Genomic DNA, 15497 nt, shown 5'->3' on the forward strand with positions numbered 1-15497 from the left:
TTGGAATCAATCCAACTTTTAATCTACGTATGTATCTTCGTTCTTGTTTAAGAAGGCGTAAGGCAATCCCATCAGAAGACCACCACCGATGAAGTTACCAATAAAGGTTACACCCCAGTGACGTAGGATGTTTCCAATACCGAAGTTTGCAATGGAATCTGCGGCAACACTAAACTTAACGATAGCAAAGGATGCAAAGTTTGCAGCGATGTGCTCATTTGTTAAGAATACAAACATGTAAATGGCTGATAGAACCAACCAAAGTTTTGCGCCACCATCCTTAACTAAAACAAATGAAAGAATGGCGATGTTTACAAAGATATTAGCTAGAATACCTTCAAGTAAAACTAGTTCATTGGAACGTCCCAACTTCATTTCTACAACTCCAGAAATAAAGCTATCATGTGTTAGATTAGCGTAAGCAGCTGAATGAGCAAATCCCCAGCCAGCAATAAGCGCACCAATTAAGTTAAAGAAAGTACAATAAATAAGAATTTCAGCTGTTTTTCTCCAGCTAATTTTTTTCAAAAAACTACCCGCTGTTAAGAACATCATGTTTGACGTTACCAATTCAGCATTTAAGAAGACAATATAAGCTAGTCCCCAAGCGAAAACAAACGGGAAAAGGAAGCGTCCACTACCTGGTACAATCTTATTAATCAAATCTGCACCAACGGCTCCTGCTGCCGTACTGAAAGTTAAGAAAGCGCCTGCAAACATTGAGCGAATCGCATATTTGAATTTACTTTTACTGTATAGACTTTCTTTTTTCTTACAAGCAAATTCAATTTTTGAAATAAATTCTGATGAGACCATATAAACTCCTAAAACTTTTATTTGTGAATATTATAACATAAAATCGAAATTATGGGAAGGCTTTCTTCTTTTATTTATATTATTTTTACAATCGTTTTCATTTGCTTTGTATCGGCATATGTACAGTTTTCAAATCTTTATTTTTTAAGTCTTTTATTCAATATAGTTAATATGTTTTATCGCTTGTTCTATATTAAATTCACAAAAGAGTCTCTTCAATTTTCAGAAAAAGAAGATGGTCTAGGAGTTTGTTGGAGTTTATAAAAAGAGAGAATAAAGTTTTAGTTAAAATAACAAAAAAACAGTCCACGCAGATATTAGGTCAAAGTTACTTTCTTACAAAAAGAGGCCTGGATTTTTTTCCGACCTCCTCTTTTATTGATATGATTTTTTTGGGAAAGCTTATTGTTAAACGACATAAGTCTCTTCGTTTTTATTAAGGTAAGCGTATGGTAATCCTATCAAGAAACCACCACCAATTAAGATAGCGATGAAGGTAACTCCCTGATGGCGTAGAATATTTGGAATATCAAAGTTAGCAATTTGATCAGAGACAATACTAAATTTAATGATGCTAAAGAATGAAAAGTTAGCTGCAATGTGCTCGTTTGACAAGAAAACAAACAAAGAGATAGCTGATAAGATAATCCACAGCTTAGCAAGGAAGTAACTAGCACTAGGAATGAATAGTATATTTGAACTTGCTTTTGTCAAATAGACTTTCTTTCTTATGTCAATAATAATCAATCTTTGAAATAAATTCTGAAGAACTCATATAAACTCCTTAAAATATCGCTGTTAATATTATAACATAATATATTTTAAATGGAAATAAATTTTTGTTCTTTAGATTTAATTGTTTTTAGTGCTAGCAAATGCTTCAATTTCTTTTACCGACATCCCTACTAGCTCTGAAACCCACAAACCGACAATATCTGACAAGATAGAATCACAAACATATTCATCCTCCCCATGACTATATTTACAAGTGAATAGAGGGCTTCTTATCGCTGATTGATAAAATTTTAAGGCTAACTCTTGAAGTCTCTCTGGCTGAAATTCGAGTCCCAACTCTTGTGCAAGTCCAGCTCTCACTTTATCCCACTCTTCACCTTTTGACTGATAATTTTCTCGTGCTTTATTGAGAAATCCTTGACAGAATTTTACCAACAAATGCTTGTTTTGATAGAGCAAACGACAGGAAAAGTCTGAGATAGAACCAGCATGAAGTAAGAAAGTAAGCAAGTCACCAAGGCTTTCTGCTACCCTCCCAACTTGGCCTTCACTCCCTATAAAGCCGATACTCTCATCCTCAAGAATTACATATTCTCCCCCACTACCGTCTTTAGCAAAGGCTATGGGCGAAAGAGAATAAACTTCATTGTTCTGAGCAAATTCAACCTCTTTCAACTGGTCATAAAAGAGAATATCACATTCTTGCATCAATAAAATTCTTAGTTGTTTATCTTCTCTTATTACTTGTAGTTGATTCATATTAGATATTCTCCTCGTTTTGACAACTGTCACAAGTGACAACAATTCAATTATAGCAATCGACTCTTAATAATAATAATAGATTTTAATATGGCACTTCTTGGCCACATTGGCAAGATTTTTCACTAACTCCTCGTTTCTTTTGCTTTTCCCAAAATGAAAAGTAAAAGATTTTCCATCTTTCCTTGTAAAGTACAGATGATACCTGTCCCCATTCATTCTTCTCCCTCGAACGTAATCAATATCAATCTGTCTAATTTCAGCTAGAGGAACAATCCTTTTTCTAAAAAGAATAATCGTGTGAATGTATAATCTTCCCTTTGCAATATGAAAAGGATCCAACATACTCCCACCACTTTTTAAGGATGTCTTAACTCTTTGGAAAAAAAGATAGAAATAAAATAGTGCTAAAAAAATTAACAAAAATCTAATGACCTGATTTTTCCAAAGGACGTCAAAAACTGAAATACGATAACTATACATATTAAAATAATCCCTTTTTTCTTTATTATACCACTTTTGTTGAGAGTCTGGGGCTATAGAAAAAGAAAAAGACTGACCAGAGTTCAGACTTTTTTATGAATATTTGATGTGATTTCATTATCTAGTCAAATCAAGACGTTTACCAATTTTTCCAATAAGAATAGCACCAACAATTAGTGAAGCAAATTCTCCGATACCAGTTGTAAACCAAGTAAAGAAGAATGGCGCTTCTGCTACAATGTTCAATTCAGCAGCAATGGTGAGCATTGAAATTGAAAATAGAATTGAAAAGAAGAAATGATCTTTACGAATCAATCCATTAAAAAGATAGTCTTTATTGTATTTGCTAAACATCAAAACTCCTAAACTTAGGAAGACAAGAGTTGATCCTCCACCTACAGCGACATCAATGAGTCCGAAACTGAAGAAATTAGCTATCATACATCCAAGAGTAACACCGATAATGTACTTAGGATTGTAAAAAGCTAGGAAATTCATCATTTCAGAAATACGGAATTGATAAGCTCCGTAGCTAATGGCATTGAGTGGTGGTGTGATTGTCAAAACCACATAGATAGCTGCAACAATGGCAATGTCTGCCAAATCACGGACAGTAAGTTTTTTCATATTTTCTCCTTTAGCGGCTATTCCGCGTCTAATATGCTTGGTGAAAGAAGCTAAGCACCAAGGGTTGAACAAGTCAACCTTATTAGTATAGCACATTTAAAGCCTTTATGCTATACTAATCTTATGAAAAGATACATAAAAAAATTTTTCGATAATGAAATTTTGTCCTATTTATTTTTCGGCGTTGCTACTACTGTTGTTTCTGTAGGGACTCGAATGATTATTTTTTACTTGACTCAGCAAGAATTAACAGCTACTGCTCTAGGTAATATAACAGGTATCCTATTTGCTTTCTTTACAAACGACACTATTGTTTTTAAACAAAAACGAGAAAATTGGTTTGAACGTCTCTTAAAATTCTCTGGAGCTCGACTGTTTACCTTCTTACTCGATATGGGTTTAACTTATATTTTCGTCACGAAGTTTCCTCATATTATAGGTCAATTTGTAGGTGATGATATTAATATAATTAATACAATTGAAATCGGTATTGCTCAAGTTACAATTGTTGTCTTAAATTACCTATTTAGCAAGCTTTTTGTTTTTAAAAATCATTGAGCACTTCTCTTGCTTTACCCGCAAATTTACGATATAATATGTCTGTAAAAATTTGATAAAATTTTGAAAGGAAAATATTATGTTAAAGGATCTTAAAGAATTTTTGCTCCGCGGTAACGTCGTAGACCTTGCTGTCGGTGTGATCATTGCTACTGCTTTTGCTGCTATCGTAACTTCATTCGTTAACGATATCATCACTCCACTACTATTGAACCCAGCTTTGAAAGCTGCGAAAGTTGACCGCATTGCTGAACTTTCATGGAACGGTGTTGCTTACGGTAACTTCTTGAGCGCTATCATCAACTTCATAGTAGTTGGTACTGTTCTTTTCTTTGTAGTTAAAGGAATTGAGAAAGCTCAAAACCTTCGTAAGAAAGAAGAAGTTGAAGCAGCTCCAGCTGGTCCAACTGAATTGGAAGTTCTTCAAGAAATCAAAGCACTTCTTGAAAAAAAATAAACATTTAAAAGGATTTAGATATTGTCTAAATCCTTTTTTATTGGGAAAATTAATGTTTAGATGACTCTTGAGTTACACCATCTTTTTTGATATAATGAGGGAAGTTTCCACCCTTAGTGTAATGGATATCACGTAAGATTCCGGTTCTTGAGATGGGGGTTCGATTCCCTCAGGGTGGATTATTGATAGAAAAATTAATAATTAAAAAGCAGTGTAGTATCACTGCTTTTTTTATTTATATCTATACCTGCTCCGATAATTCTTCCCACTCTAGCATAGCTTCTTCCTGGCGCTGGCTAATCTTATCCAGTTCTGCTTGTAATTGCATGAGTTCATCTGCATCATTGGTAGTGTGCATTTGCTCAGAGATAGCTTGGGCTTGGGTTTCCAGTTCTTCGATTTCTGCCTCAAGACTTTCGATTTGTCTCATCAATTTACGCAGTTCTTTTTGACTCTCTTTTTGGGCTTGGTAGTCATTAACTGGAGAAACTTCTTTTTCTTGGTTAACAGCTGCCGCTTCTTCCACTTGGCTAGCTACTAGCTCTGCTTTTTTATCAACATAATAGTCATAATCACCAAGATAAAGTGTTGATCCATTTTCAGATAATTCCAGCACATGAGTGGCTACACGGTTGATGAAATAACGGTCGTGACTGACAAATAGGAGAGTTCCATCAAAGTCAATTAGGGCATTTTCCAAAACTTCCTTGCTATCGATATCCAAATGGTTGGTCGGCTCATCAAGGATCAGAAAGTTATTATTTTCCATTGATAGTTTAGCTAGTAACAAGCGAGCTTTCTCTCCACCTGAAAGCATGCCAACTGATTTCTTAACATCATCACCTGAAAAAAGGAAGGCACCTAGACGATTACGTATTTCAAGTTCAGGAGTTAATTTGAAATCGTTCCAGAGTTCATCAAGTACTGTATTGCTTGGTGTCAGCTTACTTTGAGTCTGGTCATAGTAGCCAACTTCGACATTGGCGCCAAAACGGACTTCTCCCTTGATAAAAGGAATCTGGCCCACAATAGACTTGATAAAGGTTGTCTTCCCAATACCATTAGGACCGACAACTGCAACTGCATTCATCTTACGAAGATCAAGGTTGATCGGCTCAGATAGTATTTCCCCATCATAACCAATAGCAGCATTTTCCACTGTTAAAACAACGTTCCCTGATACTTTATCAGAGTGAAAGGTCATATTAGCCGATTTCTTACCAGCTTCAGGCTTGTCTAAACGCTCCATCTTTTCCAGTTGTTTTCGTCGTGATTGTGCACGCTTAGTTGTCGATGCTCGAACGAGATTTCGGTTAACAAAGTCTTCTAAAGCAGCAATTTCCTTCTGCTGCTTTTCGTAATTTTTAGCTTCTGTTGCTAATTTTTGTTCTTTCTGCTCAACAAAGCTTGAGTAGTTTCCTACATATCTATCTAGGGAATGCTTAGTTAAGTCCAAAGTGATGGTAGCCACTTTATCAAGGAAATAACGGTCGTGACTAACAATTATCAAGGCACCACTGTAATTAACCAGATAGTTTTCTAACCAGGCAATGGTTTCAATATCCAGGTGGTTGGTCGGCTCATCCAAAACCAAGAGATTTGGCTTTTCAAGGAGCATTTTGGCTAGGGCTAATCTTGTATTTTGACCTCCAGAAAGCTCGGCTATTTTCATCTGCCACATAGACTCATCAAACTTAAAACCATTTAAAATGGCGCGAATATCAGCTTCATAGGTAAATCCTCCAGCCTGACGGAAATTTTCTGATAGGCGATCATAGTCAGACATGAGCTTATCTAGTTCTGCACCAGTCTTTTCCCCCATCTCTAGCTCCATCTGGCGAAGCTGTTTTTCAGTAGTACGTAAGTCGTCAAAGACATGAAGCATCTCGTCATAGATGGTATTTTCTGATTCAAAGCGACTATCCTGTGCTAGATAAGAAAGAGAAATATCTTTTTTCTTGTTGATTTCACCAGATGTCGGTTCTTCTTCTCCGACCAATATCTTGAGTAAAGTAGACTTCCCTGCCCCATTTTTTCCAACGAGAGCGATACGATCTCTTTCATCCACTTGGAGATTGATATTATCAAATAAAACTTCTCCTGCAAATGAGCGTTCAATTTTATTAGTTTGTAAAATAATCATACAGTTAGTATAGCATGTTTCGATAAGCCGTTCAAGACTTGTGGTTTAGGTACATTTCATAACTTTTTCAGAAACTCATGCTAACGTTTTACTAAAACTTCAAATCGTGGTATAATTTAAGCGATTAGATTATATATTAAAGGAGATTTCCTATGACTTATCAAGAAAACTTCCAAAAATGGGCTGATTTTGCTGATCTACCAGATTACCTTCGTCGTGATTTGGAAAACATGGATGAAAAAACTAAAGAAGATGCCTTCTACACAAATCTAGAATTCGGTACTGCTGGTATGCGCGGATTGATTGGTGCCGGTACCAACCGTATTAACATCTATGTAGTCCGTCAAGCAACTGAAGGTTTGGCTCGTTTGATCGAATCAAAAGGTGGAAACGAAAAAGAACGTGGTGTAGCCATCGCTTATGATAGCCGTCACTTCTCTCCAGAGTTTGCCTTTGAGTCTGCTGCAGTTCTTGCTAAACACGGCATTAAGTCGTATGTTTTTGAAAGTCTTCGTCCTACTCCAGAGCTTTCATTTGCTGTTCGTCACCTCAACTGCTTCGCGGGTATCATGATCACTGCTAGCCACAACCCAGCTCCATTTAACGGATACAAGGTTTATGGTGAAGATGGTGGACAAATGCCTCCACACGATGCGGATGCTTTGACAGCCTTTATTCGTGCCATCGAAAATCCATTTGCTGTGGAAGTCGCTGATGTTGAAGCTGAAAAAGCTTCTGGTTTAATCGAAGTTATTGGTGAAGCAATCGATGCAGAATATCTCAAAGAAGTAAAAGACGTTAACATCAACCCTGCCTTGATTGAAGAATTTGGTAAAGACATGAAGATTGTCTACACTCCACTTCACGGTACTGGTGAAATGTTGGCTCGTCGTGCTCTTGCTCAAGCAGGATTTGACTCAGTACAAGTCGTTGAAGCTCAAGCAACTCCAGATCCAGATTTCTCTACCGTTAAATCTCCAAATCCAGAAAGCCAAGCGGCCTTTGCCCTCGCTGAAGAACTTGGTCGTCAAGTTGGTGCAGATGTTCTTGTCGCAACTGACCCAGACGCTGACCGTGTCGGTGTTGAAGTCCTACAAAAAGACGGCAGCTACCTTAACCTTTCAGGTAACCAAATCGGTGCCATCATGGCCAAGTACATCTTGGAAGCACACAAAAATGCTGGAACACTTCCTGAAAACGCAGCCCTCTGCAAATCAATTGTTTCAACGGACTTAGTAACTAAGATTGCTGAAAGCTATGGCGCAACTATGTTCAACGTCTTGACTGGTTTCAAATTTATCGCTGAAAAGATTCAAGAATTCGAAGAAAAACACAATCATACTTACATGATGGGATTTGAAGAAAGCTTCGGTTACTTGATCAAACCATTCGTACGTGATAAAGATGCCATCCAAGCAGTCCTTGTAGTTGCTGAACTTGCTGCCTACTACCGTTCTCGTGGTTTAACACTTGCTGACGGTATCGAAGAAATTTACAAAGAGTATGGCTACTATGCTGAGAAAACTATTTCTGTAACTCTTTCTGGTGTTGACGGTGCTGAGCAAATCAAAGAGATTATGGCTAAATTCCGTAACAATGCTCCAAAAGAATGGAATGGAACAGCCGTTTCAATCACTGAAGACTTCAAAGCACAAACATCTACTGCCGCTGACGGTACTGTTACAAACTTGAAAACTCCTCCAAGTGATGTCTTGAAATACACTCTTGCAGATGGTTCATGGATTGCCGTTCGTCCTTCAGGTACAGAACCAAAAATCAAGTTCTACATTGCAGTTGTAGGTGAAACTAACGAAGAATCACAAGCTAAGATTGCTAACATCGAAGCTGAAATCAATGACTTTGTAAAATAATGAATGAAAAGATGAGATAACTTTATCTCATCTTTTTTCCGTATCAAATCTAAGCATTTTTAAAGACTTTATGGCATACTAGATTTATCAATGAAAGCGAGGTAATCTCATGGAACAATTTTTAGAAAATATTAAAGATCTTGAAGTGACAACTGTTGCTCGTGCTCAAGAGGCTCTTGATAAAAATGAAACTGCAACATTCTTTATCGGGCGCAAAACTTGTCCTTACTGCCGAAAATTTGCTGGCACATTGGCGGGTGTTGTAGCTGAAACTAAAGCTCACATCTATTTCATTAATAGTGAAGAACCAAGCCAACTTGAAGCATTACAAAATTTCCGTTCACGCTATGAAATCCCTACTGTACCAGGATTCGTTCATATTTCAAATGGTCAAATCAAGGTCCGTTGTGACTCTTCAATGTCAGCTCAAGAAATCAAAGAATTTGCTGGGTTGTAAAATTCACAATAAAAAAGAAGGCAATAGGCCTTCTTTTTTATATATCTGTCAGTGGTGTTGCAGTATCAGGAGATGTATCGTAAACTTGAAAGTCCACTCCTACTCCTAGGTCTGCTTGAGCTAACTGATTGACCATTGTCATGTGGGCTAGCTCCTTGATATTATTCTCTTTAGATAGATGTCCTAGGTAAATCTTCTTGGTACGATTACCTAGTGTGCGAATCATAGCATCTGCCCCATCCTCATTTGAGAGGTGGCCAAGGTCAGACAGGATCCGTTGTTTGAGTCGCCAAGCATAAGATCCTGCTCTCAGGATTTCCACATCATGATTAGATTCAATCAAGTAGCCATCTGCATTCTCGACAATACCAGCCATACGGTCACTGACATAACCTGTATCTGTCAGCATAACAAAGCTCTTATCATCCTTCATAAAACGGTAGAATTGGGGAGCGACTGCATCATGACTCACACCAAAACTCTCAATGTCGATATCTCCGAAAGTTTTGGTTTTTCCCATTTCAAAGATATGTTTTTGAGAAGAATCAACACTTCCCAAATACTTACTATTTTCCATGGCTTGCCAAGTCTTTTCATTGGCGTAAAGATCCATGCCATACTTACGAGCTAAAACTCCAACACCATGTATATGGTCAGCATGCTCATGCGTAATCAAAATAGCATCTAAATCTTCTGGCTTACGGTTAATTTCCCCCAATAAGCTTGTGATTTTTTTGCCAGATAATCCTGCGTCTACTAAAATCTTTTTCTTGGGGGTTTCTAGATAGAAGGAATTCCCACTAGAACCCGATGCTAAAATACTATATTTAAAGCCTGTTTCACTCATTCTAGTCTTCTACTTCATCCTCCCATACTTCTTCTTTTACAGCATCATTATCATAAGGAAGAACAATGGTAAAGGTAGAACCCTTACCGTACTCACTCTTAGCCCAGATAAATCCATTGTGCTGTTTGATGATTTCTTTTGCTATCGCAAGACCTAAACCAGTACCACCTTGTGCGCGGCTTCTAGCCTTATCAACTCTATAAAAACGGTCAAAAATCTTTGGTAAATCTTCTTTAGGAATCCCAAGTCCTTGATCCGAAATAGATAAAATCATCTGGTCATCTGTTGTTTTCATACTAACCGTAATTTTACCACCATCTGGAGAATACTTGATAGCATTATTTAGAATGTTATCGATTACCTGAGTCATCTTATCTGTATCAATCTCAATCCAAACAGAATTAATAGGGTAGTCTCTGACTAATTCATACTTCTTGTCCTCATCTTGGCTTCTCATCTTATCAAAACGATTGAGAATAAAAGTGATAAATGCTGTAAAGTTAATCAATTCAACATCTAAATGGCCACTTGCATTATCAATACGCGAAAGATGCAAGAGATCCGTCACCATCCGCATCATGCGGTTAGTCTCATTTAGAGATACTTTGATAAAATCAGGAGCAACAGGTTCATATAGTGCACCCTCATCCAAGGCCTCTAGGTAAGATTTTACACTGGTTAAGGGAGTTCGCAATTCATGACTAACGTTTGAAACGAATAGTCTTCTCTCGCGTTCTTCTTTCTCTTGTTCAGTCGTATCATGTAGAACTGCAACCAAACCAGAGATAAAGCCAGATTCTCTACGAATCAAGGCAAAACGCACACGCAAGCTGACGTACTCCCCATTTACATTTTGGGAATAAATCATCAATTCGGGACTTTGAGTAATCAAATCTCTGAGTTCATACTCATCTTTAATCTTGAGCAACTCTAAAATGTTCTGATTGAGCGCATCATCGCTTTCAACCCCAAGTTGTCTTTTAGCCATATCGTTAATCATCGTGATTTGACCACGACGATTGGTTGCTAGAACTCCATCCGTCATATATGACAAGATGCTATGCAGTCTCTTACTTTCTTGCTCAAGATTCTCCTGAGTTAAACGAATGACCTCTGATAAATCGTTTAGATTATTGGTGATTTTGGTTATTTCAGAATTTCCTTGCATATCCAATACCTGGGAATAATCACCAGCAATTAAATCTTTAATCTTTTGGTTTAATTGTTTGAGCCGAATATTATCTCTACGGCCTTCAAGCAAGAGAAAGCTGACAAGCAAGATAAAGCCAATTAAGATTAGTACAAAGATGAAATCTCTTGTCAGAATCGTTTGTTTAATTATATCAATCATTATTTCTCATATAATAACCCACACCACGACGAGTTAAGATATATTCAGGTCTACTTGGTGTGTCTTCAATCTTCTCACGTAGACGTCTAATGGTAACGTCGACAGTACGAACATCACCAAAATAATCATAACCCCAAACAGTCTCAAGGAGATGTTCACGGGTAATAACTTGACCAAGATGAGAAGCTAAGTGGTGCAATAACTCAAACTCTCTATGAGTTAAGTCTAATTCTTCTCCATATTTTTTCGCTACATAAGCGTCTGGGAGAATCTCTAAATCTCCGATTTTAAGACTTTGTAATTTGGTATCTTCCTCTTGGTTGTCCACTGCTAATAACTCCGTACGACGGAGAAGGGCCTTAACACGCGCTTGTAACTCGCGATTTGAAAATGGTTTTGTCACATAATCGTCCGCACCAAGTTCAAGACCGATAACCTTATCAAATTCACTATCTTTGGCTGAAAGCATGATAATCGGAACACTACTTGTCTTACGAATCGTTTTAGCAACTTCCAAACCATCAATCTCTGGAAGCATCAAGTCCAAAATAATAATATCTGGTTTTTCAGCCTCAAACAATTCAATCGCTTCACGTCCATTAAAGGCTGTCACTACTTCATAGCCTTCTTTTGTCATATTAAACTTAATAATATCCGAGATTGGTTTTTCATCATCTACAATCAATATTTTTTTCATATAGTCACCTTTTTCCTTATATCAATTATACCAAAAAATCAAAAAGAAGACACGATACACTAATGCTATTGGTCTCTTTTTAAATACTCTTGCCAAATCTTTTGTTGAGGTTTTGCTAGTGGATAGAGGTCAAACTCTTGGGGAGTTAACCAAACAACCTCTTTATCGCTGTATTCTTTACTGTCGGCCACCTTCCCAGCTATTATCCGAACATACCACTTCCGATGGCTAAAGACATGCTTCACTTCATCAAATCTATCATCCAGCCAATCAACATCCAGGTCATAGTCTTGTTCAAAACTTTCTTTCGGTGATGGCCCAAATTGCAAGGATGATTCAGCTACCTGATTAAAAAGATTTAGTTCCTCTTGATTCTTTGAAAATTCATCAACCTCAATCAAAGGGAAGTGCCAGAAGCCAGAGAGCAACTTTTCACTTTCATTCTTTTCTAACAAAAACTGTCCCTTATCATTTTCTACAACTAAAGCATTTAGATATATGGGAACTGGTTTTTTCTTTGGAGCTTTAATGGGATAGCGATCCATAGTCCCGTGCTGATAGGCTGCGCTAAAATCCTTCACTGGACTATCTTGAGGTCTAGGATTGACCGGCGATTCTATATCAGAACCTAAATCCATCAAAGCCTGGTTAAAATCACCTGGACGATTTGGATCAATTAATATTTCCAGCATTGCTTGAAAGATCTTACGATTTGATGGATTTCCAATGTCATGATTGACTTCAAAGAGGCGAGCCAAAACACGCATGACATTCCCATCTACTGCAGGTTGTGGTAGATTAAAGGCAATACTTGAAATAGCTCCAGCCGTATAGGGACCAATCCCTTTCAAACTTGAAATACCTTCGTAAGTTGATGGAAACTCTCCATTAAATTCATTCATAATCTGCTGAGCTGCTGCTTGCATATTGCGAACACGAGAGTAATAGCCCAGACCTTCCCATGCCTTTAATAAACGCTCTTCAGGTGCATTTGCTAAGCTCTCTACAGTTGGAAAGCTTTCTAAAAAACGTTCATAATAGGGAATAACTGTATCGACTCTTGTCTGTTGCAGCATGATTTCAGAAACCCAGATATGGTATGGATTTTTGCTTCTTCTCCAAGGTAAATCTCGCTTATTTTCATCATACCAAGCTAACAGTTTTTGACGGAAAGAGAGAATTTTCTCCTCTTCCCACATGGACACGCCATATTTCTCCAAATCTAACATATATCTAGTATAGCATATCCTTCTAGGATACTCAAAAAATGAAAATAGTAGACTATTCCAATATCCAATTCCTAATAGTGCTAATCTTTAACTGATATCTCCGCTCTTTCTGTTATTTTCTATGTTTTTTTGATATAATAACTTTTGAATGAATCTTTAAAGGAGATATCCATGCGTTTTAATCAATTTAGTTATTATCCCGTTACAAACCAAGAAGCTCTGCAAGAATTATCTGAACTGGGCTTCAAGTTTGATCAATCAACTTCAGCAAAAGAACAGTTTGAAGCATTTGTTAGAACTTGTTTTTTTAATTATAAAAATACAGATTATCCCCTCACTACTTTAGCAGTTGATAAGCAAACGGATTTACTCACTTTCTTCAATTCAGACCGTGAATTGGCAGCGGAAGTTTTCTATACTGTTGCCTTTCAATTGCTTGGATTCAGTTACTTAGTAGACTTTGAAGATGGTCTTGCTTTTCATAAAGAAACAGCATTTCCAATCGTTTACGGAGATTTAATCGACAATCTCTACCAACTTCTAAATACACGCACTAAAAAGGGAAATACCTTAATTGATCAGTTAGTTAGTGATGGATTCATTTCTGAGGACAATCATTACCACTACTTCAATGGAAAGAGTTTGGCAACCTTCTCTGCAAACAATGTCATTCGTGAGGTAGTTTATGTAGAGACTCGTGTTGATTCTGATAAGGATGATCTACCTGACCTCATCAAGGTAAACATTATTCGTCCAATATACAAAGGAAAGATTCCAGCTGTCATGACAGCCAGTCCATACCACCAAGGAACCAATGATAAAGCAAGCGATAAGGCTCTTTACAAGATGGAAGCTGAGCTAGCAGTCAAGGAACCACATGAAATTTCACTAGAGCAACCAACATTAGATTTAGTTGAACCCGTTGGAGAAGCTGAGCTAGTTCCAGAAGCTGAAGAAAAGCTCACTCATATCAATAGCAGCTACACACTTAATGATTACTTCCTTCCAAGAGGTTTTGCCAATATTTATGTATCTGGTCTTGGCACCAAGGATTCCCAAGGCCTAATGACCAATGGTGACTACCGACAAGTTGAAGCTTATAAAAATGTTATTGATTGGCTTAATGGTCGTTGTCGTGCATTCACAGACCATAGTCGTAAGCGTCAAGTAAATGCTGACTGGTCAAATGGTAAAGTCGCAACTACTGGCCTTTCTTATCTAGGAACAATGTCTAATGGTCTTGCTACTACAGGAGTTGATGGTTTAGAGGTCATCATTGCTGAAGCAGGTATTTCTTCTTGGTACAACTATTACCGTGAAAATGGTCTAGTGACAAGTCCTGGTGGTTATCCAGGTGAGGACTTTGATTCATTAGATGAATTAACTTATTCTCGCAATCTCTTAGCTGGTGACTTTATTCGTGGAAACGAGGCTCATAAAGATTCTATAGAAGAACTCAAGAAAAATCTAGACCGTAAAACTGGTGATTATAACCAATTTTGGCATGATAGAAACTATCTACTCAATGGTCAAAAAGTTAAGGCTGAAGTTGTTTTTACCCACGGTTCGCAAGACTGGAATGTAAAACCACTTCATGTCTATCAAATGTTCAATTCTCTTCCTAGCCATATTAAAAAGCACCTCTTTTATCATAATGGCGCTCATGTTTATATGAACAACTGGCAGTCTATTGATTTTCGTGAGTCTATGAACGCCCTTTTGACACAAAAATTATTGGGTCAAATCACTGACTACCAACTTCCAAAAGTCGTTTGGCAAGACAACACTGCTCCCCAAACATGGCATACTCTTGATGATTTTGGAAATCAAGGTGAACACAGAACATTCTCGCTTGGAACTGAAGAAAAAGTGATTAAAAACCACTATAAAGATTCTGACTTTGAACGTTTTGGAAAAACCTACCAAACCTTTAATAATGAACTTTATCAAGACAAGGTCAATCAGATTACCGTTGATATTCCAGTGACTGAAGACCTTCATCTCAATGGGCGTGTTAAACTAAACCTTCGTCTCAAATCAAGCACTAATAAAGGCTTGTTATCTGCCCAACTTCTCGAACTTGGTCAAAAGAAATATCTACAACCTTATCCTGCAGTCTTGTCTGCTCGTACTATTGATAATGGTCGTTACCATATGCTGGAAAACCTTTGCGAGCTACCATTTAACCCAAATGCACAGCGTGTTATCACCAAAGGTTATCTCAATCTTCAAAATCGACATGATTTACTAAAAATTGAAGAAGTCAAACCTGATGAATGGATGGAATTCCAATTTGAATTGCAACCAACAATTTACAAACTAAAAGAAGGCGATACTCTCCGTCTCGTTCTTTATACTACTGACTTCGAAATTACTGTCCGTGACAATACAGATTATCAATTAACTGTAGACCTTGCTAAGTCTAGTCTAGAAATTCCATATCAACAGTAGTTAGTGAATCAGAAAA

Annotated in this window: 13 protein-coding genes, 1 tRNA gene, 1 pseudogene and 1 riboswitch; of the genes and pseudogenes, 6 read left to right on the forward strand and 9 right to left on the reverse strand. The window is 37.3% G+C overall.

What is annotated here, in order from left to right:
• Window positions 1-18: 18 nt before the first annotated feature.
• From ACVC7R_RS01795 to ACVC7R_RS01810, 4 genes and pseudogenes are all read right to left on the reverse strand, one after another.
• On the reverse strand, window positions 19-816 hold the full coding sequence (locus ACVC7R_RS01795; protein ID WP_447263274.1) for a formate/nitrite transporter family protein: 798 nt from the start codon (window positions 814-816) through the stop codon (window positions 19-21).
• Window positions 817-1224: 408 nt separating this feature from the next.
• Window positions 1225-1476 (reverse strand): annotated as a pseudogene (locus tag ACVC7R_RS01800) (formate/nitrite transporter family protein); the annotation flags it as partial.
• A 192-nt stretch (window positions 1477-1668) separates the two neighbouring features.
• Window positions 1669-2310 (reverse strand): hypothetical protein, encoded by a 642-nt coding sequence (locus ACVC7R_RS01805; protein WP_447263275.1) that lies wholly within the window; start codon window positions 2308-2310, stop codon window positions 1669-1671.
• A 600-nt stretch (window positions 2311-2910) separates the two neighbouring features.
• A complete protein-coding gene (locus ACVC7R_RS01810; protein WP_447263276.1) occupies window positions 2911-3420 on the reverse strand; it encodes a QueT transporter family protein in 510 nt (169 codons plus the stop codon).
• Window positions 3418-3515: riboswitch (PreQ1 riboswitch) on the reverse strand. (Overlaps the previous gene by 3 nt.)
• A 28-nt stretch (window positions 3516-3543) precedes the next feature.
• Here ACVC7R_RS01810 and ACVC7R_RS01815 point away from each other — a divergent pair.
• The 3 genes from ACVC7R_RS01815 to ACVC7R_RS01825 all read left to right on the forward strand — a co-directional run bounded on the left by ACVC7R_RS01815 (window position 3544) and on the right by ACVC7R_RS01825 (window position 4614).
• Entirely contained in the window at window positions 3544-3978 is a 435-nt protein-coding gene (locus tag ACVC7R_RS01815; RefSeq protein ID WP_447263277.1) for a GtrA family protein, read from the forward strand.
• Window positions 3979-4057: 79 nt separating this feature from the next.
• Entirely contained in the window at window positions 4058-4435 is a 378-nt protein-coding gene (gene mscL, locus ACVC7R_RS01820; RefSeq protein ID WP_447263278.1) for a large conductance mechanosensitive channel protein MscL, read from the forward strand.
• A 107-nt stretch (window positions 4436-4542) separates the two neighbouring features.
• Window positions 4543-4614 (forward strand) — tRNA-Arg (locus tag ACVC7R_RS01825).
• A 62-nt stretch (window positions 4615-4676) separates the two neighbouring features.
• On the opposite strand, the gene ACVC7R_RS01830 is transcribed toward ACVC7R_RS01825, so the two are convergent.
• Entirely contained in the window at window positions 4677-6578 is a 1902-nt protein-coding gene (locus ACVC7R_RS01830; RefSeq protein ID WP_447263279.1) for an ABC-F family ATP-binding cassette domain-containing protein, read from the reverse strand.
• A 152-nt stretch (window positions 6579-6730) separates the two neighbouring features.
• On the opposite strand from ACVC7R_RS01830, the gene ACVC7R_RS01835 reads away from it, so the two are divergent.
• Together ACVC7R_RS01835 and ACVC7R_RS01840 are read left to right on the forward strand one after the other, a co-directional pair.
• Window positions 6731-8449 (forward strand): phospho-sugar mutase, encoded by a 1719-nt coding sequence (locus ACVC7R_RS01835; protein WP_447263280.1) that lies wholly within the window; start codon window positions 6731-6733, stop codon window positions 8447-8449.
• 109 nt (window positions 8450-8558) lie between these two features.
• The gene (locus ACVC7R_RS01840) at window positions 8559-8906 is read left to right on the forward strand and encodes a thioredoxin (RefSeq protein WP_447263281.1); all 348 of its coding nucleotides are present in this window, start codon (window positions 8559-8561) and stop codon (window positions 8904-8906) included.
• Window positions 8907-8943: 37 nt separating this feature from the next.
• On the opposite strand, the gene ACVC7R_RS01845 is transcribed toward ACVC7R_RS01840, so the two are convergent.
• From ACVC7R_RS01845 to mutY, 4 genes are all read right to left on the reverse strand, one after another.
• Window positions 8944-9753, reverse strand: a complete 810-nt coding sequence (locus tag ACVC7R_RS01845; protein ID WP_447263282.1) for an MBL fold metallo-hydrolase — start codon at window positions 9751-9753, stop codon at window positions 8944-8946.
• Window position 9754: 1 nt separating this feature from the next.
• A complete protein-coding gene (gene vicK / locus ACVC7R_RS01850; RefSeq protein WP_447263283.1) occupies window positions 9755-11104 on the reverse strand; it encodes a cell wall metabolism sensor histidine kinase VicK in 1350 nt (449 codons plus the stop codon).
• Window positions 11097-11801 (reverse strand): response regulator YycF, encoded by a 705-nt coding sequence (gene yycF / locus ACVC7R_RS01855; protein WP_447263284.1) that lies wholly within the window; start codon window positions 11799-11801, stop codon window positions 11097-11099. Before yycF ends, vicK begins: the two co-directional genes overlap by 8 nt.
• Window positions 11802-11866: 65 nt before the next feature.
• On the reverse strand, window positions 11867-13030 hold the full coding sequence (gene mutY, locus ACVC7R_RS01860; protein WP_447263285.1) for an A/G-specific adenine glycosylase: 1164 nt from the start codon (window positions 13028-13030) through the stop codon (window positions 11867-11869).
• A 171-nt stretch (window positions 13031-13201) separates the two neighbouring features.
• Between mutY and ACVC7R_RS01865 the strand changes: the two genes are divergently transcribed.
• A complete protein-coding gene (locus tag ACVC7R_RS01865) occupies window positions 13202-15481 on the forward strand; it encodes a Xaa-Pro dipeptidyl-peptidase (protein WP_447263286.1) in 2280 nt (759 codons plus the stop codon).
• The last annotated feature ends 16 nt before the right edge of the window (window positions 15482-15497 follow it).

The sequence above is a fragment of the Streptococcus sp. Z554 genome, from assembly GCF_053010305.1.